This is a genomic window from Sphingobacterium thalpophilum, assembly GCF_901482695.1.
Taxonomy (GTDB): domain Bacteria; phylum Bacteroidota; class Bacteroidia; order Sphingobacteriales; family Sphingobacteriaceae; genus Sphingobacterium; species Sphingobacterium thalpophilum.
This window is the reverse complement of the sequence record NZ_LR590484.1, coordinates 1,021,350-1,045,430: the sequence shown is the minus strand read 5'-3', so window position 1 is coordinate 1,045,430 and position 24,081 is coordinate 1,021,350. Positions and strand designations below refer to the sequence as shown.

Annotated in this window: 14 protein-coding genes, 2 tRNA genes and 3 rRNA genes; 9 read left to right on the top strand and 10 right to left on the bottom strand. The window is 46.3% G+C overall.

The genetic code is table 11. From position 1 onward, the window contains the following. Window positions 1-9: 9 nt before the first annotated feature. Entirely contained in the window at window positions 10-1,536 is a 1,527-nt protein-coding gene (amaB, locus tag FGL37_RS04495) for an L-piperidine-6-carboxylate dehydrogenase (RefSeq protein WP_037534127.1), read from the bottom strand. Between the two features lie 137 nt (window positions 1,537-1,673). Between amaB and FGL37_RS04490 the strand changes: the two genes are divergently transcribed. Next, complete coding sequence (locus tag FGL37_RS04490) at window positions 1,674-2,846, top strand: acyl-CoA dehydrogenase family protein (protein ID WP_028071497.1); 1,173 nt, start codon at window positions 1,674-1,676, stop codon at window positions 2,844-2,846. A 576-nt stretch (window positions 2,847-3,422) separates the two neighbouring features. On the opposite strand, the gene FGL37_RS04485 is transcribed toward FGL37_RS04490, so the two are convergent. Continuing rightward, window positions 3,423-3,728, bottom strand: a complete 306-nt coding sequence (locus FGL37_RS04485; RefSeq protein ID WP_138096674.1) for a hypothetical protein — start codon at window positions 3,726-3,728, stop codon at window positions 3,423-3,425. A gap of 591 nt (window positions 3,729-4,319) precedes the next feature. Here FGL37_RS04485 and FGL37_RS04480 point away from each other — a divergent pair. The 7 genes from FGL37_RS04480 to FGL37_RS04450 all read left to right on the top strand — a co-directional run bounded on the left by FGL37_RS04480 (window position 4,320) and on the right by FGL37_RS04450 (window position 12,634). Next, a 16S ribosomal RNA gene (locus tag FGL37_RS04480) occupies window positions 4,320-5,847 on the top strand. Window positions 5,848-5,967: 120 nt separating this feature from the next. Further along, window positions 5,968-6,041: transfer RNA gene (locus tag FGL37_RS04475), tRNA-Ile, on the top strand. A gap of 11 nt (window positions 6,042-6,052) precedes the next feature. Next, window positions 6,053-6,126 (top strand) — tRNA-Ala (locus tag FGL37_RS04470). Between the two features lie 166 nt (window positions 6,127-6,292). Continuing rightward, window positions 6,293-9,176 (top strand): 23S ribosomal RNA (locus FGL37_RS04465). Window positions 9,177-9,322: 146 nt separating this feature from the next. Further along, window positions 9,323-9,434 (top strand): 5S ribosomal RNA (gene rrf / locus FGL37_RS04460). Together the 16S, 23S and 5S rRNA genes with 2 tRNA genes alongside form the textbook arrangement of a ribosomal RNA operon. Window positions 9,435-10,160: 726 nt before the next feature. Continuing rightward, window positions 10,161-11,567: a Gfo/Idh/MocA family protein gene (locus FGL37_RS04455; protein WP_171019302.1), complete on the top strand. Its 1,407-nt coding sequence runs from the start codon at window positions 10,161-10,163 to the stop codon at window positions 11,565-11,567. 29 nt (window positions 11,568-11,596) lie between these two features. Next, on the top strand, window positions 11,597-12,634 hold the full coding sequence (locus FGL37_RS04450; RefSeq protein WP_037534673.1) for a formylglycine-generating enzyme family protein: 1,038 nt from the start codon (window positions 11,597-11,599) through the stop codon (window positions 12,632-12,634). Between the two features lie 44 nt (window positions 12,635-12,678). Here the strand turns inward: FGL37_RS04450 and carB are convergent, their stop codons facing one another. Both carB and FGL37_RS04440 read right to left on the bottom strand, forming a co-directional pair. After that, on the bottom strand, window positions 12,679-15,498 hold the full coding sequence (gene carB, locus FGL37_RS04445; protein WP_028072416.1) for a carbamoyl-phosphate synthase large subunit: 2,820 nt from the start codon (window positions 15,496-15,498) through the stop codon (window positions 12,679-12,681). A gap of 259 nt (window positions 15,499-15,757) precedes the next feature. Then, window positions 15,758-18,016 carry a glycoside hydrolase family 20 protein gene (locus tag FGL37_RS04440; protein ID WP_028072417.1) on the bottom strand — a complete coding sequence of 753 codons (2,259 nt, stop codon included), beginning with the start codon at window positions 18,014-18,016 and terminating at the stop codon, window positions 15,758-15,760. 149 nt (window positions 18,017-18,165) lie between these two features. Here FGL37_RS04440 and lipA point away from each other — a divergent pair, with 149 nt between their 5' ends. Beyond that, window positions 18,166-19,047 carry a lipoyl synthase gene (gene lipA / locus FGL37_RS04435; protein WP_028072418.1) on the top strand — a complete coding sequence of 294 codons (882 nt, stop codon included), beginning with the start codon at window positions 18,166-18,168 and terminating at the stop codon, window positions 19,045-19,047. Between the two features lie 166 nt (window positions 19,048-19,213). Here the strand turns inward: lipA and FGL37_RS04430 are convergent, their stop codons facing one another. The 6 genes from FGL37_RS04430 to upp all read right to left on the bottom strand — a co-directional run bounded on the left by FGL37_RS04430 (window position 19,214) and on the right by upp (window position 24,042). After that, a complete protein-coding gene (locus FGL37_RS04430; RefSeq protein WP_037534675.1) occupies window positions 19,214-20,863 on the bottom strand; it encodes an amidohydrolase in 1,650 nt (549 codons plus the stop codon). Between the two features lie 184 nt (window positions 20,864-21,047). After that, on the bottom strand, window positions 21,048-21,458 hold the full coding sequence (locus FGL37_RS04425; protein WP_028072420.1) for a BrxA/BrxB family bacilliredoxin: 411 nt from the start codon (window positions 21,456-21,458) through the stop codon (window positions 21,048-21,050). Window positions 21,459-21,606: 148 nt separating this feature from the next. Next, on the bottom strand, window positions 21,607-22,140 hold the full coding sequence (locus FGL37_RS04420) for an AAA family ATPase (RefSeq protein ID WP_028072421.1): 534 nt from the start codon (window positions 22,138-22,140) through the stop codon (window positions 21,607-21,609). A 23-nt stretch (window positions 22,141-22,163) separates the two neighbouring features. Next, window positions 22,164-22,766: a nicotinamide riboside transporter PnuC gene (gene pnuC, locus FGL37_RS04415; RefSeq protein WP_028072422.1), complete on the bottom strand. Its 603-nt coding sequence runs from the start codon at window positions 22,764-22,766 to the stop codon at window positions 22,164-22,166. 51 nt (window positions 22,767-22,817) lie between these two features. Next, on the bottom strand, window positions 22,818-23,291 hold the full coding sequence (locus FGL37_RS04410; protein ID WP_028072423.1) for a ribonuclease H-like YkuK family protein: 474 nt from the start codon (window positions 23,289-23,291) through the stop codon (window positions 22,818-22,820). Between the two features lie 103 nt (window positions 23,292-23,394). Continuing rightward, window positions 23,395-24,042 carry a uracil phosphoribosyltransferase gene (gene upp / locus FGL37_RS04405; protein WP_028072424.1) on the bottom strand — a complete coding sequence of 216 codons (648 nt, stop codon included), beginning with the start codon at window positions 24,040-24,042 and terminating at the stop codon, window positions 23,395-23,397. Window positions 24,043-24,081 lie beyond the last annotated feature (39 nt).

Sequence of the window (24,081 nt, the reverse complement as noted above, 5' to 3'; positions counted from 1 at the left end):
AAAATGGTTTTATAAATCGAATTTGATACCTTGTGCCAATGGCAGGTCGGTCGAGTAATTAATGGTATTTGTCTGTCGGCGCATATACGCTTTCCAGGCATCTGATCCGGATTCTCTGCCGCCACCTGTATCTTTTTCGCCACCGAATGCCCCTCCGATTTCCGCTCCTGAGGTACCTATATTGACATTGGCAATGCCACAGTCGGACCCTGCCGCGCTAAGAAATAGCTCGGCTTCCCTTAAGTTGTTGGTCATCACCGCAGAAGAGAGGCCTTGTGCAACACCATTTTGAAGGTCGATTGCCTGGCTGATATCTCCTTGGTATTTGATAAGATATAGGATTGGCGCAAACGTTTCGTGCTGTACGATATCATAATGATTTTCCACTTCAGCAATAACAGGTTGTACGTAGCAGCCACTTTCATAACCATCCCCTTCAAGAACTTTACCTTTGATCAGAAGTTGGCCGCCTTGTGTTTCGATTTTATCCAATGCATCCAAGTATGAATTTACAGCAGCTTTGTCGATCAACGGCCCAACATGGTTGTTTGTGTCCAGAGGATTACCGATTTTAAGTTGGTCATAGGCTTCTGTCAACAGTTTCTTCACTTTTTCATAGATGCTTTCATGGATGATTAGTCTCCTCGTGCTGGTACAGCGTTGCCCAGCGGTTCCCACTGCACCAAATACAGCTCCAATGACAGTCATTTTGAGATCCGCTTCCGGTGTAACAATGATGGCATTGTTGCCTCCTAGTTCCAGAAGGGTTTTTCCTAGTCGCTGAGCAACGGTTACAGCGACTTCTTTTCCCATTCTTGTTGATCCGGTTGCTGAAATTAGACCGATTCGAACGTCAGCAGATAGCCATTCTCCGATCTCTTTGTCACCAATAACAAGACTGGAAATGCCCTCAGGCAGGCCATTCCGGTAAAGAATTTCAGCAAGGAGCTTTTGGCAGGCTATGGCACATAAAGGCGTTTTCTCACTAGGTTTCCAAATCACGGTATTTCCACAGACCAATGCCAATGCGATATTCCATGCCCATACAGCAACCGGAAAATTGAATGCGGTAATAATACCTACGATTCCCAGCGGATGATACTGCTCGTACATGCGATGACCGGGACGTTCCGAATGTATGGTATTGCCATAAAGCTGACGGGATAATCCAAGCGCAAAATCACAGATATCAATCATCTCCTGAACCTCGCCCATCCCTTCTTGATAGGATTTGCCCATTTCATAAGAGACCAGTTTTCCCAGAGCCGGCTTAAGTTGCCGTAATCGGTCTCCCAGCTGCCGTATGATTTCACCCCTTTTAGGAGCGGGAATAAGTCTCCAGGTTCTAAAGGCATCTGTGGCACTGTTGACAACTTGCTCATAATCCTTTCGGCTGCTGCCTGTTACTAAGGCAATACGCTTGCCATCTACGGGTGAAAAAGATTCAAATAGTTTGCCTCCGGAAAACCAGTGCTGTCCTGTCGAAGATCCCGGGTTTTGGGTGGATATACCAAGTATTTTGAGTTCATTTTTCATTATAAGGTTTATTTTGTTCGTGGTATATAGTAAATATAGGGAATAAAATTCTGTTTAACAAGATTAATATGAATATTGTTCAGTATTAAAAAAAATCGTATCTTAGTTATTGGGTAAAAAATAAAAACCGCACCAAGATGAGACAAATTAATATTGATTATTATCAGATAGATGATCTGTTGTCTGATGAGCATAAACTGATCCGCCGGACTGTTCGGGATTTTGTACGTTCTGAAATAAAGCCTGTTATTGAAGAGGCAGCACAAGAACATCGTGCAATTGACGGGCTCATGCCAAAGCTTGGATCGATAGGTGCCTTAGGCCCTTATATTCCGGCAGAGTATGGTGGGGCAGGGTTGGACCAGATTTCCTATGGTCTGATTATGCAGGAATTGGAGGCTGGAGATTCTGCGGTGCGTTCGGCTGCGTCGGTACAATCGTCTCTAGTGATGTATCCAATTTACAGTTACGGAAGTGAAGCACAGCGCCGTAAATTTTTACCACCACTTGCCTCTGGGGAGTTTATTGGCGCCTTTGGCTTGACTGAACCTAATCATGGTTCCGATCCTGCTGGAATGGAGACCAAATTAAAGTCTTATGAAGGCGGTTTTTTATTGAATGGGGCAAAGATGTGGATTACTAACGCTCCTATTTGCGATATTGCAGTGGTTTGGGCAAAAGACGAAAGCGGAAAGGTTCGAGGAGTCATTGTTGAGCGCGGTATGGAAGGCTTTGAGACACCAGAAACTTTGCATAAATGGTCCTTGCGGGCGTCAAAGACTGGAGAACTTGTTTTTCATGATGTTTTCATTCCTGCTGAAAATGTCTTACCAGAGGTGAATTCTATGCGCGGGCCGTTGTCTTGTTTGAATTCAGCCCGTTATGGAATATCTTGGGGTGTGATTGGCGCGGCAATAGATTGTTACGAAACCGCTGTCCAATATGCACTGGAAAGACAGCAGTTTGATCGGCCGATCGGAGGCTTCCAGTTGCAGCAGAAAAAGCTTGCCGAATTCCTTACTGAAATTACAAAGGCACAGTTGCTTTCCTGGCGTTTGGGTGTACTGAAGAATGAGGGCAAGGCTACGCCGCAGCAGATTTCCATGGCGAAACGAAATAATGTGAATATGGCCTTACAAATTGCACGGGAATCCAGACAGATTCTGGGTGGGATGGGCATTGTTGGTGATTTTCCGATTATGCGGCACATGATGAACCTTGAATCTGTTGTCACCTATGAAGGTACACATGATATTCATTTATTGATAACAGGACAAGATATTACTGGCTTGAATGCATTCTCGTCATAAATTTCACCTCTTTTGTAATTTCCGTTACCCCGCGCCGAGGTGGGGCCCGCCAAGATAATGGACTAAGGAGGTTCTGCTCCCATCACGGGTATATCTTACAATTCCGGAGTATTTGTTGCCGTGTCACTCTCCAGTATGTTGTATGCACTGATTTTCTAATGACGGTGACCAAGTTCCATATTTACCTAGATATTACATATTTCTTAGTTAGGTTTCCGTTAGGTTTAGTTTAGCCTGAGCCTAATGAAAACCTAAACTAAACCTAAACAAACCCTAAGTAAAACCTATATAAAAGTATATGTTGGCCTCTGCCGAGTTGCCCTTTGGACGTTGGACCGGATATCCGTAGCTGGTCGTGCGCTTCGGGCCCGTTCAGTCCCGGACAGTCAGCAGATCGTGTGTCCGGAGTGCGTGTGTCCGTGCTGCCCCATGTTTTCTCCGGCTGCGGTGCACCGCGGATCCACTGCTGCTCTGCGCCTTATCCGCATCCGGGGCAGGATGACCGTGGAGTGAGAACAGGGCCGGGAGGCGCTGAGAGCGTGCAGGACACGGACTCAACACGGACTCATCATAGACTCAGCACGGAAACAGGGCGGAGCCACCGTGCTGATGGCATGCTGCTGTCCTGCAGTGAGAGCCAAGGATTATCGGAGTATTGCGGGCTCTGGTACCCGTCTTCAGGATCTGTTCCCCGGGCTCCGGGGGGAGGCGTCGCTGTTGGCCATGGTCCCGGGATTCCCGTCCGCCTGCCGGTCGGCCGAAGTCTTTCCGTTCAGATGTTTTGCCCCGTGCCGGATTTTCCGGCCCCGGAGCAGACCCCGGCTCAAACGCCCGTCCATCTTTCCGGGGAGCTGGCTGCTCTGCCCTGCATCCGGATAGCATTCTGCTTAACCGGATGCTTTCCGCGGAGATTTTTGCTTCCGCCCGCCCTTGCGGCCCCTGTTCTGCGGTCCCGGAGCCGCCGGTTTCAAAAAGAATCGTCCACCTGTCCAGCAGGTTAGGTTAAAAACAGAAAAAATAAGCACAGAAGGCTTGGAAGTTTGTTATAAAAGTTTCTATCTTTGCACCACTCCGCAAGGGAGGGCGGGCTGCTCCGGAAAAAGCAGCCATGAAAGAAAGAAGGGTTCAACGGTAGCTGAACGCGGAAACCGGAAAAAGAAAGCCAAAAAAAACTTCAGAAAGTTTTTGGAAGTCCGGAAAAGATTCCTACCTTTGCAGTCCCGTCGGAAACGGCGGGGAAACAAAAAAAGATAAAAGAGGGCGCAATGCCATCGGAATACAGCGGATACGGAAGTTGAAGCGCATAAAGTTCTTTAATAACACACAATCATGTAGCGTGACGAGTAGGCAGACAGACGAAAGTCGGAAGTCATGGAACAGATTCAAGTAATCCGTTCAATTCGGTCCGAGATCAGAGATATTAAAAAAAGAATTCTGATTATTATAAATAGTCGGAATCAAAAACTTCATTTTACAATGGAGAGTTTGATCCTGGCTCAGGATGAACGCTAGCGGCAGGCCTAATACATGCAAGTCGGACGGGATCCATTGGTAGCTTGCTATCAATGGTGAGAGTGGCGCACGGGTGCGTAACGCGTGAGCAACCTGCCTCCATCAGGGGGATAGCCTCTCGAAAGAGAGATTAACACCGCATAACATAATGTTCCGGCATCGGGATATTATTAAATATTTATAGGATGGAGATGGGCTCGCGTGACATTAGCTAGTTGGTAGGGTAACGGCTTACCAAGGCGACGATGTCTAGGGGCTCTGAGAGGAGAATCCCCCACACTGGTACTGAGACACGGACCAGACTCCTACGGGAGGCAGCAGTAAGGAATATTGGTCAATGGGCGGAAGCCTGAACCAGCCATGCCGCGTGCAGGATGACTGCCCTATGGGTTGTAAACTGCTTTTGTCCGGGAATAAACCTCCTTACGAGTAGGGAGCTGAATGTACCGGAAGAATAAGGATCGGCTAACTCCGTGCCAGCAGCCGCGGTAATACGGAGGATCCGAGCGTTATCCGGATTTATTGGGTTTAAAGGGTGCGTAGGCGGCCTGTTAAGTCAGGGGTGAAATACGGTGGCTCAACCATCGCAGTGCCTTTGATACTGACGGGCTTGAATCCATATGAAGTGGGCGGAATAAGACAAGTAGCGGTGAAATGCATAGATATGTCTTAGAACTCCGATTGCGAAGGCAGCTCACTAAGCTGGTATTGACGCTGATGCACGAAAGCGTGGGGATCGAACAGGATTAGATACCCTGGTAGTCCACGCCCTAAACGATGATAACTCGATGTTGGCGATAGACAGCCAGCGTCCCAGCGAAAGCGTTAAGTTATCCACCTGGGGAGTACGCCCGCAAGGGTGAAACTCAAAGGAATTGACGGGGGCCCGCACAAGCGGAGGAGCATGTGGTTTAATTCGATGATACGCGAGGAACCTTACCCGGGCTTGAAAGTTAGTGGAGGATGCAGAGACGCATCCGTCCTTCGGGACACGAAACTAGGTGCTGCATGGCTGTCGTCAGCTCGTGCCGTGAGGTGTTGGGTTAAGTCCCGCAACGAGCGCAACCCCTATGTTTAGTTGCCAGCATGTTATGGTGGGGACTCTAAACAGACTGCCTGTGCAAACAGTGAGGAAGGTGGGGACGACGTCAAGTCATCATGGCCCTTACGTCCGGGGCTACACACGTGCTACAATGGACGGTACAGCGGGCAGCTAGCTGGCAACAGCATGCTAATCTCTAAAAGCCGTTCACAGTTCGGATCGGGGTCTGCAACTCGACCCCGTGAAGTTGGATTCGCTAGTAATCGCGTATCAGCAATGACGCGGTGAATACGTTCCCGGGCCTTGTACACACCGCCCGTCAAGCCATGAAAGTTGGGGGTACCTAAAGCATGTTACCGCAAGGAGCGTGTCAGGGTAAAACCGATAATTGGGGCTAAGTCGTAACAAGGTAGCCGTACCGGAAGGTGCGGCTGGAATACCTCCTTTCTAGAGCATCGCGGACCGTTGCTCGTCACGTACCACATGATTGAAAAGAAGAAAACATCAGAAGAAAGTGCCCTCCCCTTAAAGGAGCGGTCCCGGAAGGAGAGATGGAATAATACAGCTAGTCCCGTAGCTCAGTTGGTCAGAGCACTACACTGATAATGTAGGGGTCAGCAGTTCAAATCTGCTCGGGACTACGGATAGAAAAGGGGAATTAGCTCAGCTGGCTAGAGCACCTGCCTTGCACGCAGGGGGTCAACGGTTCGAATCCGTTATTCTCCACGTTTCCGGGAGGAACATCGAGAGATGTTCTAGAAAAAGCAACCGGAAAAAGAGTTCTTTGACATACTGAAAGAGAAAAAAAATTACAAGAGAAGACAACAGTAGGGATAATGTCAGTGATGGCATATCCATGCAGCTTCCCGGCGGGCAAAAGGGCCGGGGGGTGAAGAAAGTAAATAAGGGCACACGGGGGATGCCTAGGCTCTCAGAGGCGATGAAGGACGTGATAAGCTGCGATAAGCTTTGGGGATCGGCAAATGCGAAATGATCCAAAGATTTCCGAATGGGGTAACCTGGCTATTTGAAGAATAGCCGTATGATACGCGAACGCGCTGAACTGAAACATCTAAGTAGGCGTAGGAGAAGAAAATAACAATGATTTCCCAAGTAGTGGCGAGCGAACGGGAAGGAGCCCAAACCGTGCATGTTACGGCATGTGCGGGGTTGTAGGACCACGATATTGTACTGTGCTATGAACTGGAAGCAGGTGGGAAACTGCGCGATACGGGTGATAGCCCCGTACAGGTAAAGAATACAGACATAGTGGTATCCTGAGTACCGCGGGACCGGAGAAATCCTGTGGGAATCTGCCAGCACCATCTGGCAAGGCTAAATACTCCTGAGAGACCGATAGTGGACCAGTACCGTGAGGGAAAGGTGAAAAGAACCCCGAACAGGGGAGTGAAAAGAACCTGAAACCGTGTGCTTACAAGCGGTTGGAGCGGAGTAGTTCCGTGACAGCGTGCCTTTTGCATAATGAGCCTACGAGTTACTCTTGTCTGGCAAGGTTAAGTCCTTCAGGGACGCAGCCGAAGCGAAAGCGAGTCTTAACAGGGCGCATAGTCAGATGAGGTAGACGCGAAACCCTGTGATCTACCCTTGGGCAGGTTGAAGTTGCAGTAACATGTAATGGAGGACCGAACCGATAAACGTTGAAAAGTTTCCGGATGACCTGAGGGTAGGGGTGAAAGGCCAATCAAACTGGGAAATAGCTCGTACTCCCCGAAATGTTTTTAGGAACAGCGTGAGAACTGAGTCTGTCAGAGGTAGAGCTACCGATTGGGTGCGGGGGAGTCAAATCCTACCAAATCCAGACGAACTCCGAATGCTGACAGATATGTCTTGCAGTGAGGCTTTGGGTGCTAAGGTCCAAGGCCGAGAGGGAAAGAACCCAGACCATCAGCTAAGGTCCCCAAATCCGTTCTAAGTTGAACTAACGAGGTCCGGCTGCCCAGACAGCTAGGATGTTGGCTTGGAAGCAGCCATTCATTTAAAGAGTGCGTAACAGCTCACTAGTCGAGCGGCCGGGCGTGGATAATAAACGGGCATCAAGAACGGTACCGAAGCTATGGATTTGTACTGAAAGATGTACAACTGGTAGGGGAGCATTCCATCGCCAGGGAAGCACAGTGGTAATGCTGTGTGGAGGTTATGGAAAAGCAAATGTAGGCATAAGTAACGATAAGGCGGGTGGGAAACCCGCCCACCGAAAGACCAAGGTTTCCTGATCAACGTTAATCGGATCAGGGTCAGTCGGGACCTAAGGCGCACCCGAAGGGGGCAGGCCGATGGACAACTGGTTAATATTCCAGTACTCTTTTTAACTGCGATGTGGTGACGGAGTAGTGACACTGCCGCGAACTGACGGAATAGTTCGTTGAAAGGCGTAGGTATTGGAGCTGTAGGCAAATCCGCAGCTCTAGCTGAAACCCGATAGTACAGCAAAGCTCCGGCGGCGCTGATAGAGCAGGTAATCAGACTTCCAAGAAAACCCGCTAAGCTTCAGGTTAAGAAGACCCGTACCGCAAACCGACACAGGTGGTCGAGGAGAGAATCCTAAGGTGCTCGAGTGAATCATGGCTAAGGAACTCGGCAAAATGGTCCTGTAACTTCGGGAGAAGGGGCGCTGTCTCAGCGATGAGCAGCCGCAGTGAAAAGGCCCAGGCGACTGTTTAACAAAAACATATGGCTTTGCAAAATCGGAAGATGAAGTATAAGGCCTGACACCTGCCCGGTGCTGGAAGGTTAAGAGGGGATGTCATCGCAAGAGAAGCATTGAATCGAAGCCCCAGTAAACGGCGGCCGTAACTATAACGGTCCTAAGGTAGCGAAATTCCTTGTCGGGTAAGTTCCGACCTGCACGAATGGTGTAACGATCTGGGCGCTGTCTCAGCCATGAGCTCGGTGAAATTGTGGTATCGGTGAAGACGCCGGTTACCCGCAACGGGACGGAAAGACCCCATGCACCTTCACTATAGCTTAACATTGGGACTGGGTACAGGATGTGTAGGATAGGCGGGAGATATTGAAGCGGGTTCGCCAGGATCCGTGGAATCGTCCTTGAAATACCGCCCTTTCTGTATCCGGTTTCTAACTCCGCAGTGCGGAGGACATTGTTTGGTGGGTAGTTTGACTGGGGTGGTCGCCTCCAAAAAGGTAACGGAGGCTTTCAAAGGTAAGCTCAGTACGCTTGGTAACCGTACGTGGAGTGCAATGGCATAAGCTTGCTTGACTGTGAGACCTACAAGTCGGACAGGGTCGAAAGACGGACATAGTGATCCGGTGGTTCTGTATGGAAGGGCCATCGCTCAAAGGATAAAAGGTACGCTGGGGATAACAGGCTGATCTCCCCCAAGAGCTCATATCGACGGGGAGGTTTGGCACCTCGATGTCGGCTCGTCACATCCTGGGGCTGGAGAAGGTCCCAAGGGTTGGGCTGTTCGCCCATTAAAGTGGCACGCGAGCTGGGTTCAGAACGTCGCGAGACAGTTCGGTCCCTATCTGTTGTGGGCGTTGGAAGTTTGGGTGGATCTGACCTTAGTACGAGAGGACCGGGTTGGACAGACCTCTGGTGAACCTGTTATGCCGCCAGGTGTACGGCAGGGTAGCTACGTCTGGAGCAGATAAGCGCTGAAAGCATCTAAGTGCGAAACTGGCCACGAGATGAGACTTCCTGACAGGGCCGTAGGAGATGACTACGTTGATAGGCCACAGGTGTAAAGGTTGAGAGACCATAGCCGAGTGGTACTAATAGCCCGAAGCTTTCTCATGCAGACAGACACTGTTGTCTTCCTCTTTAATTTTTGAACACTCTTTCGGTATATATGTCAGTATGGTGCGTGCTGCCGGACCGGTATTTTCCCTGCGGAGGGAAGCTGAATACCATCATCCAGCTGCTTGATACCATAAATGATCTTTAGGTGCCTATATCGGCGGTGTCTACCTCTTCCCATTCCGAACAGAGCAGTCAAGCCCGCCAGAGCCGATGGTATTGCCGTAACAGGTGGGAGAGTAGGTCGGTGCCTTTTTTTACACGGAAGCCCTTGCTGGAAACAGTCAAGGGCTTCTTCCGTTTACAGCGGTACATGCTGCGCGCAGCGGGATGACCGCTGGGAACCGCTCTCTCTGCGCGGATACCGGAAACGGTTTATGGGCATCTACGGTCCTGATATACTGCCGTGCGGTCATAAAAAGCCAGCATCACCCCGGCCTTATGATAAATAACGCTTTTCCAATAGATAATATTCTTACTGACCAAGGAGCTCTGAGGAGATGTTTAATCATCGGGGGCGGCTCTTTACTTTAGTTTTATCCATTTTGTACAATCGGAAAGAGGCGTCTATGATGCTTGTCTAGATCGCCTACTTGTATATTCCGGAGGAGTAAGCGAGCAGCACAACTTTGGTTGTAACAGACTGGGATGCTCGCTCTTCTTAAAAGCGATTGAGTAGTGTTATCATACAGCAGGTTGCGAGCAAGATTGGCCCAGAGCTTTAGAATTTGTCAACAAAAACTGTAATGATAATAAATTAAGCAATCGTTTGTGTAGATTAAGCAAACGATTGCTTTCAAGTTTGATTTTTTATTTTGAGAAAAGTGTTATATCATTGTTATAGAGATTAAGTTCTTTTGTTAGAACCAAGTATAAATCCAAATCCACAAGGATTTTCGAATTGACTGTTTAGTTTGTTTTAAAATAGGTGATTTTTTAGAGGGACCAATTGGTCCCTTTAAATTTACATGAACTTTAAATTATGAATTCTAGAAGAGATTTTCTAAAAAAGGCGGGTATATTATCTTCGTTGGCAGTTTCGCTTCCCACTTTAGTGCATGCAGAGTCGGCATCGGAAGCATTCAATATGTGTGGTTACGCGGCGCCCAAGATTGATAAGGTCAAAGTTGCAGTGATCGGGTTAGGAATGCGTGGTCCGGGCGCTGTGGAACGACTGTCCTATATTGCCGGCTGTGAAATTGTAGCGCTATGTGATAAACATGCCGACCGTGTGGAGAAAGCACAGAAAATACTGACTTCAAAAGGCTTAAAAACTGCCCGTTCCTACTCCGGGGAGGATGGTTGGAAGACCCTGTTGAAAGAGCAGCAATTGGATCTAGTGTATATTTGTACACCTTGGTCCTATCACGCATCGATGAGTATTGCTGCCATGAAAGCCGGTAATCATGTTGCCTGTGAAGTACCGATCGCCTTATCGATAAAGGACTGTTGGGAAGTCGTCAAAACCTCTGAAGCGACAAGAACGCATTGTATGATGCTGGAGAACTGCTGTTATGACTTTTTCGAAATGCTAACCCTAAACATGGTTCGGCAGGGATTGTTCGGCGAACTGGTTCATGCTGAAGGCGCTTATATCCATGATCTATTGGACCTGAATTTTGCAAAGAATGGCTATGATAATATGTGGCGCTTACGGGAAAATATCAAAATAAATGGCAACTTGTATCCTACTCACGGTCTAGGTCCTGTTGCACAGTGCCTAAATATCAATCGAGGTGACAAAATGGACCATTTAGTGGCGATGTCGTCCAACGATTTCATGATGGGTGAAAAAGCAAAAGAGCTCGCGGGTAAAGACTCCTTTTTTCAGGAGTTTGTTGGCAAAAAGTATCGCGGCAATATGAACACCACGCTTATCCGTACAGCAAAAGGCAAGACGATTATGCTGCAGCATGATGTCACTTCGCCAAGACCGTATTCCAGGCTGCATACCATAAGTGGAACAAAAGGATTTGCACAAAAATACCCAACAGAGAATATCGCTTTTGGACACGAGTTTATCGGAACAGAAAAGCTAAAAGAACTGTATGACAAATATACACCAGAATTGGTGAAATATATCGGAGAACAGGCAAAGCAGGTGGGCGGACATGGAGGAATGGATTTCATGATGGACTGGCGGTTGATCGACTGCCTGCGGAATGGCCTACCTTTAGATCAAGATGTATATGATGCCGCTTCGTGGAGCTGTATCGTCCCGTTAAGTGCTGAATCGGTTGGGAGAAATTGCAAGACTGTTGCAGTGCCGGATTTTACAAAAGGTGCTTGGAAACATAATGCTCCTGTTGATATTACCCTGCGAGGCGGGGGAAATACCCCTATCCGCTCTAAGAGCGTAAAAAAGGAAAATCTTCAGTTGGATGTATAGAGGTCCCGACTTTATGTTTATCTTTAATCATGCTACTTAATCTGACACTGGTTACTTGTCTGTCGTTATTTCCGGCACCTGATACACTTTCATGCTGCGTCGGAGCGAGTATACCGACACGGGCAGGAATGATTAAATCGAAATTATCAAGGCAGGATGCTGGCACCGATGGAAAAATGGTCTTGGTCAAAGGTGGCCGTTTTTTGATGGGTAGTTCTAGGTTTGAGGACAGTAAGCCTTTGCATACGGTAGAAATATCATCCTTTTATATGGATGAGCATGAAGTGACGAATGCGCAATTTACTCAGTTTGTAAAAGAAACGGGGTATATTACCGTCGCTGAACGGGAACTGGACGCCGGAGATTTCCCTGGCGTAGACCCCAGCATGCTTGTTCCCGGATCTGCGGTATTTTCCAAACCGGAAGAAATCCGCTCCTTAAATAACTACCTGATGTGGTGGGAGTATATCCCTGGTGCAAGCTGGCAGCATCCTGAAGGACCTCAAAGCTCCATAAAGGACAGAATGGATCATCCTGTGGTACAGGTTGCTTACGAGGATGCGGAAGCCTATGCAAAATGGGCGGGTAAGCGCCTGCCGACAGAAGCCGAATGGGAATATGCGGCACGTTCCGGACAGGATGCGAATGATAATGTTTATTACTGGGGCAGCGAATTAAAGCCAGATGGCAAGTGGAAAGCAAATATCTATCAAGGACAGTTTCCTGTCGATAATTCAAAGGAGGACGGGTATGAAGGTACGGCTCCGGTCAAATCGTTTCCGCCAAATACTTTGGGACTGTACGACATGGAAGGAAATGTCTGGGAATGGTGTTCGGACTATTATAGGCCCGACTATTATCAGCATAGTGCGCTGTCTAACCCCAAAGGGCCTGAAAATTCTTATGATCCTCAGGAGCCAAACCTTGAAAAACGTGTACAACGGGGAGGATCTTTTCTTTGCAATGATCAGTATTGCGAACGTTATAAAGCCGGGAGCAGAGGCAAAGGTGAGGTCAATAGCCCTACCAATAACGTCGGGTTTCGTTGTGTTAAAGATATCAAATAGAAAAGGCTTGCATTTGCAAGCCTTTTCTATTTGATATCGATATTTTATTGTGCATTTAAGAACATCGATTTTTGATTGTATAATTCTCTGAAATATGGGTCTTGAAGATCTTTGATAAAGCGGATTGCTTCACCGGTTGATTTCATTTCAGGACCTAATTGTTTGTCGACCTCAGGGAACTTACTGAAAGAGAATACCGGTTCTTTAATCGCATATCCTTTCAATTTGCGCTCGATAGTGAAATCGCTCAATTTGTTTGCTCCTAACATGACTTTCGTAGCAATATTGATGTAAGGAACATCGTATGCTTTTGCGATGAAAGGTACGGTACGGGATGCGCGGGGATTAGCTTCGATAACGTAAACATTCTCACCTTTGACTGCAAACTGAATATTCAATAGACCACGTACATTCAGCGCTTTCGCTAACTTAATGGAATATTCTTCCATCTTGTCCTGTACTGCTTGCGATAAACCAAATGGAGGCAACACAGCCGAAGAGTCTCCAGAGTGTATACCAGCAGGCTCGATGTGCTCCATCATACCGATTATATGTACATCTTGACCATCGCAGATAGAATCCGATTCAGCTTCTTCAGCACGGTCCAGGAAGTGGTCGATTAGAATATGGTTTCCTGGTAGATTCTTCAGCAAATTAACAACGGCTTTTTCGAGATCTTCGTCGTTGATGACGATGCTCATGCCTTGCCCACCTAATACGTAAGAAGGGCGAACCAATACAGGATATCCTACTTCATTGGCAACTTGTAATGCTTCTTCTGCTGAGGTTGCCACTCCATATTTTGGATAAGGTATATCCAGTTCTTTCAACAAATCTGAGAAACGGCCACGATCTTCCGCAAGGTCCATGTCCTTGAAAGTTGTGCCGATGATTTTTACACCAAGCTGCTCCAGGCGTTCCGCCATTTTCAATGCAGTCTGGCCTCCTAACTGAACGATGACGCCTTCAGGTTTTTCGAGCTCGATAATCTCCCGTACATGCTCCCAGAACACAGGCTCAAAGTATAACTTATCTGCCATGTTGAAATCTGTAGATACCGTCTCTGGGTTACAGTTGATCATGATCGCTTCGTAACCACATTCCTTAGCGGCCAATAATCCGTGAACGCAAGAGTAATCAAATTCGATGCCTTGGCCGATACGGTTAGGACCGGATCCTAATACGATGATTTTCTTTTTATCCGAAGAGATCGATTCGTTTTCTTCTTCGAATGTCGAGTAATAATATGGCGTCTGTGCAGGGAATTCTGCCGCGCAAGTGTCTACCATTTTATAAACACGGTTGATGCCTAGTTCCTTACGACGATCGTAGACTTGGTCTTCTGTCACATTGCCTAACAGCCAGGCAATCTGTACATCCGAATAACCTTTTTGCTTTAAGGTCATGAAAAAATCGCGGGGAATGTTATTCAGTTGGTAACGGCGCAATTCCTGTTCAAGGTGTACCAGTTCCTGAATCTGAACCAGGAACCATTTATCGATACGTGTAGCCTTCCGGATGGATTCCAATGGAACACCTAATTCGAAGGCATCTTTGATATGGAATAGACGGTCGCCGCTCGGATGCTCCAAGCTATCCATGATCTCATCAAGATTTCTCCACTGACGGCCATCAGCACCTAAACCAGCGCGGCCGGTTTCCAGCGATTGACAAGCCTTCTGTAATGCCTCAATAAAGGTACGGCCGATTGCCATCACTTCGCCTACGGCTTTCATCTGAAGCCCCAATTCTTTGTTTGCTCCTTTGAATTTATCGAAGTTGAAACGCGGGATCTTAACAATAACGTAATCCAATGTAGGTTCAAAGTAGGCTGAGGTCGTTTTGGTAATCTGATTCTGCAGCTCATCGAGGTTGTAGCCAATTGCCAGTTTCGCTGCAATTTTTGCAATAGGGTAACCTGTTGCTTTTGATGCCAATGCCGATGAACGCGATACCCGTGGGTTGATCTCAATGGCGATGATCTCTTCATTCTCAGGATTGACAGAGAACTGCACATTACATCCACCGGCAAAGTTACCTATGGAGCGCATCATCAGGATCGCCTGATTACGCATTTCCTGATAACATTTGTCTGATAAGGTCATTCCGGGCGCCACAGTGATCGAGTCACCGGTATGAATACCCATTGGATCAAAGTTTTCGATGGTACAGATGATGATGACATTGTCATTAGAGTCACGAAGCAGCTCCAGCTCAAACTCTTTCCAGCCCAGCACTGCCTGCTCTACTAACACCTCGTGTGTAGGAGAAGCATGTAAACCTCTGTTTAAGGCTGCATCAAAATCTTCTTTTCTGTGTACGAAACCGCCACCTGTACCAGCTAATGTATACGATGGACGGATCACAAGTGGGTAACCAATTTCTTGAGCAGCTTCTTTACCCTCCAGGAAAGAGTTCGCAATTTTGGATTTTGCGACACCCACCCCGATATCAACCATTAATTGACGGAATTCTTCACGGTTTTCAGTTTTTTCAATGGCAGCGACATCCACACCGATCACCTTTACATTGTATTTTTCCCAGATACCGCGGTTGGAGGCTTCTATACATAAGTTCAGAGCCGTCTGACCACCCATTGTAGGAAGTACAGCGTCGATGTTATGTTTTTGCAATACTTCTTCAATACTCTCACAAGTTAATGGAAGTAAGTAGACATTGTCTGCAACAACTTTGTCCGTCATGATTGTTGCAGGGTTTGAGTTGATGATGGATACTTCAATACCTTCTTCTTTCAAGGAAAGGGATGCTTGAGATCCAGAATAATCAAATTCACAAGCCTGACCGATAACGATGGGACCTGATCCGATGATTAAAACCGACTTAATGGAAGTGTTTCTTGGCATTATATCTAGTTCAAAAAATTAAATTTCCTATTGTGATCTGAGCAAAGACAATCAAAAATAGCTCATGGGGAAGGGTCTTTCCGACTGCTTTGTCGGAGTGCAAAGTTACATTTTAAATTTTGAAAATTAAGTATTTATTTTAAGAATATTTCAAAAATAAACGCGGAACATTGGAAAACTGGTCGTGAAGCAACGAATAATAGTTGGAAAACGTAAGTGACATCATCCAACTATTATCGAGACATAATATATTGTCTATTTAATAAATGATAATTTCATCTGTAAATAGATACCCTTTTTTAGGATTGGTTGCTTTGATTTTGATGTAGCGGGCCTGTTGTGGTTTGTCTAGTTTCAGCTCAAATCTTTTAAAAGTTAATTTCGGATCATTGTCGGGAATATCATTGTGAACGGTGCCCACCTTCCGGAACGTTCGGCCATTGTCCGATAGAAGAACTTCCATTTCACCGGGCATATAAACACCGGGACCTATCATTTGCATAAAGGTCATGGCGACCTGATGGATTTCTTCCCTTCTTTCCATATCCACGACCACATCCACCGGACTTGTGAAACCCTGCCATTGGCCGTCATGATACGAAAGCCCGCCCTTTATACCATTGGTAAGTGTCGAATCCTCTTGGGCAGGGTAACCCGACCATGGGGAATTATAAATTACTTTCTTACCGATAGCACGGTGAATATCCACATCAAAAGACAAGGTAGGGCCTATTTTAACGGAGTCTTGAAAGTAGGCGGCATTGATGTGTCCCGTTGCACTAAGTTCAAATGGACCGGTATAGGGCGTTGACAGGATCGTTGGCTCACTTCCATCGATCGTATATCGGATCTGGTCGGTCTTTAACTGTTCGGTCGTCAGCGTCACTCTGCTGTTATTCTTGTTGGCGTTGTATGATGCGCTGTAGGCTACATTATACGAAGGACGGTAATAATTCAGGTTTAGCTCCTGCATCAGCTTGTAATGAGACTGAAGCCTTCGCTGAAAATCAGCCCAGCTCTTTGCGTTTTTACTTGTCCAGTTTACCTCGGACAGTGCCAAAGCGCGAGGAAAGACCATATATTCAACATGCTCTGTCGTGGGAACATATTCTGTCCAGATATTTGCTTGCGCACCGAGAATATGCTTGACCTTATCGCCCTGTATGGCTTGGGGAACTGGATCATAAGCATACACCTTGTCTAGCGTCAGATATCCTCCGATGGCTTCTGGCTGCGTCCTTGGATCGGTCTGATAGGAGTCAAAATAAAGATGGGAGCCCGGAGTCATAATGACATCGTGACCAGCATTTGCTGCTTTGATGCCTCCCTCTTCTCCTCGCCAGCTCATGACGGTTGCGCCTTCGGTCAGTCCGCCTTCTAATATTTCATCCCAGCCTATAAGTTTTCTGCCTTTTGATTGCAGATACAGATCCATCTGTTTAATAGCATAGCTCTGCAGCTCATCTACCGATTTTAAACCTTCTTTTTGCATAAGCGCTTGATCTTTAGGGCAGGTTTTCCAGTGTTTTTTGTCTGCTTCATCACCACCGATGTGAATATATTGGGACGGAAATATCGTTAGCACTTCATCCAGCACATTTTTAAGGAATTCAAAAGTCTTTTCATTTCCAATACAGAATTCGCTTTGGTTGTATGGTGTTCCGGAGCAGGAAAGCTCGGGATAGACGGCCAGCACTTCTTCCGAATGTCCCGGCATTTCTATTTCGGGAATGACATTGATGCCTTTGCGGGCAGCATATTCGACCAGTTCACGTGCTTCCTCCTGTGTATAATACCCCCCGCTGGCATTCGGACTTCCTTTGTCGACGTAGCGGCGTCCATTATTCCACCAGTCTTTCCAATGGGTATGGGTGCGCCAGGCGGCTCTCTGCGTTAGCTCTGGATATTTTTTGATTTCCAGCCGCCATCCTGCTCCGTCGGTCAGATGCCAGTGAAAGTTATTAAACTTATATATAGCCATGACATCAATATACTTTTTGACGAAAGAGAGTGGCATAAAATGACGGGATACATCCAAATGAAGTCCCCGGTAGGAAAAACGCGGTTCATCAACAATAGTGGCAAAAGCAATCTGGCTCGGATCGGACTGCAGATAACCTAGCTGCACTAGTGTATAAATGCCATTGATCACCTGGGGGGTATCCCAGGCTTTGAGCAGCAATCCCTTCTCATCGATCTGTATAGAATATGCATTTTTATTTAAATTATCGGCATCGACGGCCTTAACGATTCGAAATCCCTCTTTGGGCACTTTCTTATTTTTCTTGAGGGTTTCCAGGCTCAGACTTTGAATCGCGGGATGCTCGGACAACAACTGGGCTGCTGTCTGAAAATCTTCCGATACGATCATAGAAAGGTGGGCGGGAATGGTATATACGCCCGCGGTCAAACTTATTTTCGAAGGTTTGGGAATGATGTCAAAGTTAGTTTGTGCCTGCGCACCCAAAAAGCATGCTGCTCCAAGCAGTGCCATGAACAAAGATCGGCTCAATCGCATAGTCATGTATTTAGATTAATGATAATCAGTACAAATATCTTAAATTTTGTTTCATTATTCTATTCCTGCCTGCATTGGGGAAGTTTTTATGATATAAAACCAACAAATTGGCCAATAGAAATTACGTTTTTAATCCTTAACTTTGTTGTATGATTGAACTTCCAGTTATTCCGGCAACTCCTACACAGCGCAAGCCTGATTGGTTGCGCGTCAAATTGCCTGTTGGTAAAGAATACAGACATGTGAGAAGTCTTGTAGATGAACACAAATTGCATACTATTTGTGAAAGTGGCAATTGTCCGAATATGGGTGAGTGTTGGGGAGCCGGAACGGCAACCTTTATGATCCTCGGCAATATCTGTACGCGCTCCTGTTCTTTCTGTGCAGTAGCCACGGGGCGCCCCTTGCCCGTGGACATGGATGAACCCAATAGGGTGGCCAATTCTGTGAAGCTTATGCAGGTAAAACACTGTGTAATCACCTCAGTGGACCGTGACGACTTAAAAGATGGCGGTTCTACGATCTGGGCAGAGACTATCCATGCTATTCGTAGAGAAAGCCCCGGAACCACGTTGGAAACACTGTTGCCGGATTTCAAGGGACAATGGGAGAACCTGGAACGGGTCATTGCAGTGCGCCCAGAAGTTGTCTCACACAACCTGGAAACTGTTCGCCGTTTGACCAGAGAGGTTCGTATTCAGGCAAAATATGACCGCTCGTTGGAATGTTTAAGAAGGATTTCGGCTGCAGGTCTGCGTACCAAATCCGGCATTATGCTCGGTTTGGGCGAAACGGAAGAAGACGTTATTGAAGCGATGCAGGATTTATATAATGTCGGGGTGCACATATTGACTTTAGGTCAATATCTACAGCCCACGAAAGCGCATCATCCCGTAATTGAGTGGATCACGCCGGCGCAATTTGAAAAATATCAGAAGATTGGCCTGGAAATGGGCTTCAAATACGTCGAATCAGGACCGCTGGTTCGCTCTTCCTATCATGCGGAGAAACATTTATTTGATATGCAATAAATAGGTTGCGGCTTGCCTGAATCAGGTCAGTCGCTCTTTCCAATATAAAAGCCCGGTATAAAAATCGGGCTTTTTTGTGTAGTAATGCTGGGTGTCTATTCAAATGCAGCAATCTGTTAGATGATCATGTTATCGTGATTTGTTTCAAAGTTGGGGAATCCTGATGTCAGTTTGATAAGGATTGTCTTTTGAAAACAGTTTCTCCAGCAATCACTGTGCGTAATGTTTTCACATCACGTAGCTGATCGAAGGGCGCTTTTAAAATATCCTGCTCAAGAATAACGAAATCAGCGTCTTTTCCAACTTCTATGCTACCCCGTTTATTTTCCTGAAAGCAGGAGTATGCAGCCCAGATTGTCATGCCCCGCAAAGCATCTTCGCGGCTTATGGCATCCTGTATCTGAAATCCTTTATCGGGGAAACCGTTTTTATCCACACGGGCTACAGCGGCGTGGAATCCATACAGAGGATTGAAATGTTCTACAGGAAAATCACTGCCCAAAGCGAGCTTGCCATATTCTTCCAGTAAATGTTTATAGGCATAAGCTCCTTTCATCCGTTCTTCTCCAAGACGATCTTTGGCCCAGTACATATCAGACGTAGCGTGAGTTGGCTGTACCGAAGGGATGATCTGAAATTGGCGAAATTTATTGAAATCGACTGGTGAGATAATTTGTGCGTGTTCGATGCGCCACCTGCGATCCGCCTGAGGTTGGAGGTACTTACCATAGATATCCAGTATAATGCGGTTGGCCGAGTCACCAATTGCATGCGTATTGGCCTGGAATTTACTTGCAGCAATCTGTTTTATCATCTCCTCATATTCCGCGGGACTATGCAGCAGAAAGCCATGTGTAGGAGCATCGTGGTAATGTGCGAGAAGGCAGGCCCCCCTGGATCCCAAAGCCCCGTCTGCCAATAGCTTGAAACTCTTGATCTCAAAACGCCCGGTTTCGTAAAAGCCTTGGCTTATAAATGATTTAATATTTTTAGGTGTGCCTAATATCATGGCGTAGTCCCTAATTTTTAACTCGCCGGCCCTGTAGTATTTTTTCAGCAGGTCAAGCTTTTCTTTTGTCAGGCCAGCATCGACAATAGAGGTGAGACCTACGGACAATAGTGAATCCTGCGTTCGCTTCAACATTCTTAAATATTCTTTTTCATCCGGAACAGGAATCGTCTTGTTCACAAGTTCCATGGCATTGTCAATTAAGAGACCATTTGGGACGTTATTTATACCGCCGACTACACCGCCATGAATAATCGGGATACTGTTTAGCTTGGCCCATTCCAAAGCTTTTGAGTTGGCCACTGCTGCATGATAATCGACCCGTATCAGGTATACCGGAATATCCGGGAAGGCTTTGTCGAGCAGTTCTTTTGTGGGGAAAGCTTTGTCTTTCCAGCGGTTTTGATCCCATCCACTCCCGATGAGCCAGGTTTTGTCCGGATTTCTCTTTCGGTATTCTTTAACGCGCCGAATTACCTCTTCAAAGGATTCCGCTCCATTGAGATCCGCCTGGTCCATTAACTCGGCTTCGTCAAATAAGTGGGCATGAGCATCGTAAAATCCCGGATAGATAGCTTGCCCTTCCGCATCGATATACGCCTTGGCCGTATACTGCTGTTCGATGTGTTCGTTGGAGCCTATTGCGATAAACTTTCCGTCTTTAACTGCAAAAGCCTGCGCCTGACTAAACATCGAATCAACGGTGTACACATTGGCATGGTGAACAATCAGGTCAACATTTTCTTTGGAAGAACAGGCGGCAAATAGCACACAGCATAATACAAATAGAATTGGATAGTTTCTCATACCTTAAAAATAAGAAAAACTGTTTTTATTCTTCCATTTTTTGTTAGCGTCCGTGTGTGGCAGTCAGGCTGTCGCTTTCGGAAAAGACGGGAGGTTGCCGGAATGCAGGGTAGGTTTATTCAAACAAAAAAGGCTATCCAAATACCTTGGACAGCCTTTTTAATTCAAAAATCAAAATACGTGACTAACAGTACTCGTCAAATGCTGCAACCAAATTGTCCGCAATCATTTGTGCCGGGCGACCCTCAATCATATGTCTTTCAATCATATGTACCAATTTACCATCTTTAAATAAAGCCATTGCCGGAGAAGATGGGGGATACGGCAACATGTAGTTGCGGGCAGTATTTACGGCGTCCGTTTCCATACCTGCAAAAACTGTTACTAATTTTCCTGGACGTTTTGCGTTCTTAACTGCTGCTTTTGCTGCAGGGCGGGCATTGGCCGCCGCACAACCACAAACTGAGTTTACAACCACAAACACAGTTCCTTCTGTCGCGATGGCCTGATCCACCGCTTCTGGTGTTTTTAACTCTTCGAATCCTGCGTCAACGAGCTCTTGACGCATTGGGGCTACTAAATATTCTGGATACATTATTTCTTAAGTAAAGTTTAAATTCCAATTATTTGTCTAATAGTCGCCGATGGGTTATTTTGTCTCCTCATTCAAGGAGCATCCGCCTAGCGCTCTATTTTCATTTACAAATATAGATGGAAAAGCCTGTTCCGTCAAGAAGCTTCTCTCAAATCAATGTCAGAAAATCGCTGACAGCCGAGAATCCGTTTTCCAGTCGTTGGTTGCCTTGCCCTGAAACAATACAATACTGGCCGCCTATTGCCTGCAGTTCTTTTTTCCAAATCTCCATAAAGTAATCCCGTTGTCCGGGGAAGTCCCGTAAAGGGTCGTCCTGCCAAGGAAGATCGATGTCCATCAGAAGATAAAGATCATAGGGATGCTGTTCGATTTTGTCGACGACTTCTTTAGGGGTATATTGAAATAAGTGATCGCACCAGATTTTAACGGTCATGAAAGTGGTGTCGCAGACCAGGATATTGTTTTTGGCCAAAGGGAGCAGCGCTTCCTCCAGGGCCACCTGTCCATAAAACATATTGACTTCATCCTGCAATGTATACTGATTATTGAGGCCATGGCAATAATACCGCGAATATTCGGGTACACAAACGGTTTGTAATTTCTCGGCAAGATACTGCGCCATTGTGGACTTCCCGGTGGATTCAGGTCCTACAACAGCAATCTTAAGTAACTCATTTCCCACATCTATCGTTTTGATGAGCAATATTACGCAAAATTTTGATAGGTTTTGCGCCAGTCGCGATATCCGTTCCAGGCGATAATGGTGAACACAAAGTACAGAACTGCTGTTAACATAAGTTCTTTGTGTATGTATAAAGGGATATAGCAGATGTCTACAAACACCCACAGCAGCCAGTTTTGCAAGACTTTGCGAGTCATGAGAAATTGGGCTACAAAGCTCATTGCCGTACAGAATGCATCAATATAAGGCACGTCAGAATTTGTCTGGCTGTCCAAAAAGTATCCGAGTATACCAGTTAACAACAGGACCGCCAAAATACTCAGGAGTAGTTCCAGCTTGCTGGCTTTGACAATGGGTTTCTTTTTTTCCTCTTTTCGTTTTAACCAGTAGTACCAGCCATAGACAGCGGTACACAGAAAATAAAACTGGAGTACGGCATCCCCGTATAATCTGGTACCATAAAACAGAATAGCGTAGGAGCTGACGCTAATAATACTTATTGGCCAGTTCCAGATATGCTGTCTGGCAGCCAGGTAAACACATAGGAAGCCCGTAAGGGTGCCCAGCCATTCGAGCCAAGTAGTCTGAGCAAACTGACTGGCAATTTGCTGAAAGAAATCCTGCATGCGGCGTTTTATAAAGTTACGCCTAATATACGAAGTCTAACCTAATGTCAGCTACTGAACCTGCTTATTCGCACAGTTGGTGCTGGCAAATGATTCGGGTTTGGCTTTAAAGACAAAGCCCATGCCCATGATATAACCCATAGCTTCTTTGAGAGCAACATTTGACTGAAAATTTGGATTGGTGTTAATGTCGGCGTGGACTTCGAGGTCTACTTTGTGTTTTTCGAGGAGGGGGCAGAGTTGGTAGGCAATGTCGATGGATTTCTGGACTTCGAGCAACATCCTTTCTTTGATGCTCATCCGGTGGTGCCTTTTGTCCCGTTGGATGAACATAAATCCACCTTTATGTTCCCTGAGAAAGACGATGACGGTAGCGAAGTCGATAATTCCTCTCTTGACCTGGGAGTCGGTGCCGATATAAACCTTGAGTTTATTGCCGAGGGCATCTTCCCGTTTGATGACTTCTTCAACAGCATCGTAAATTGTGGAGCGAATGGATTCGCCATTGTATTTTTGCCATCTCATAGTGATATAAATTAGATATAAAAAAATAAAACTTCATCATTGATATAAATTTACTGAATTTCAATGAGCTAAGTGTTAATTTAATTTTAAATAATTATCCACATCAATGGTGTTTTTCACCATAGGCAAGGTCTCCGGCATCGCCTAGTCCGGGGACAATGTACGCTTTTGTAGTCAATTCGTGGTCTACATCGCCAACCCAGATATGGGCGGTCGGGATAAAGGCTTTAACATGGTTTAATCCTTCTTCAGAAGCGATAGCGGCAACGATATGCAGTTCCTTGATATCGTACTCCGCAAGGAGTTCTTTGCAACAAAGGACAAGACTCTTGCCGGTAGCAAGCATGGGGTCCACCATAATAACCGTCCGGTTATCTAAATTAGGAGTGTTGACATATTCCTTATGAATCTCAAACTCGCCACTCTTTTTTGTATGTCTATAGGCTGCTATGAAAGTATTGTCCGCATGATCAAACACATTGAGTAATCCCTGGTGAAAGGGGAGCCCCGCTCTCAATATGGTTGCGAGCACCGGTTGCTCCATCAGCAAATGCGTTTTGGCGACTCCCAGAGGGGTTTCTACTTCCACAGGTCTGAAGGCCATGGTTTTGCTGATCTCGTAGGCAAAAACTTCTCCTAGCCGTTCCAGATTCCTGCGAAAGCGCATCCTGTCCCGCTGAATAGTGACATCTCTCAGTTCCGCAATAAAATGATTTGCAATGCTGTTTTGGGTAGATAGAATAGTGACCATGACGTGATTGCTAGTTCAGTAAGCTAAAGATAGTAAATA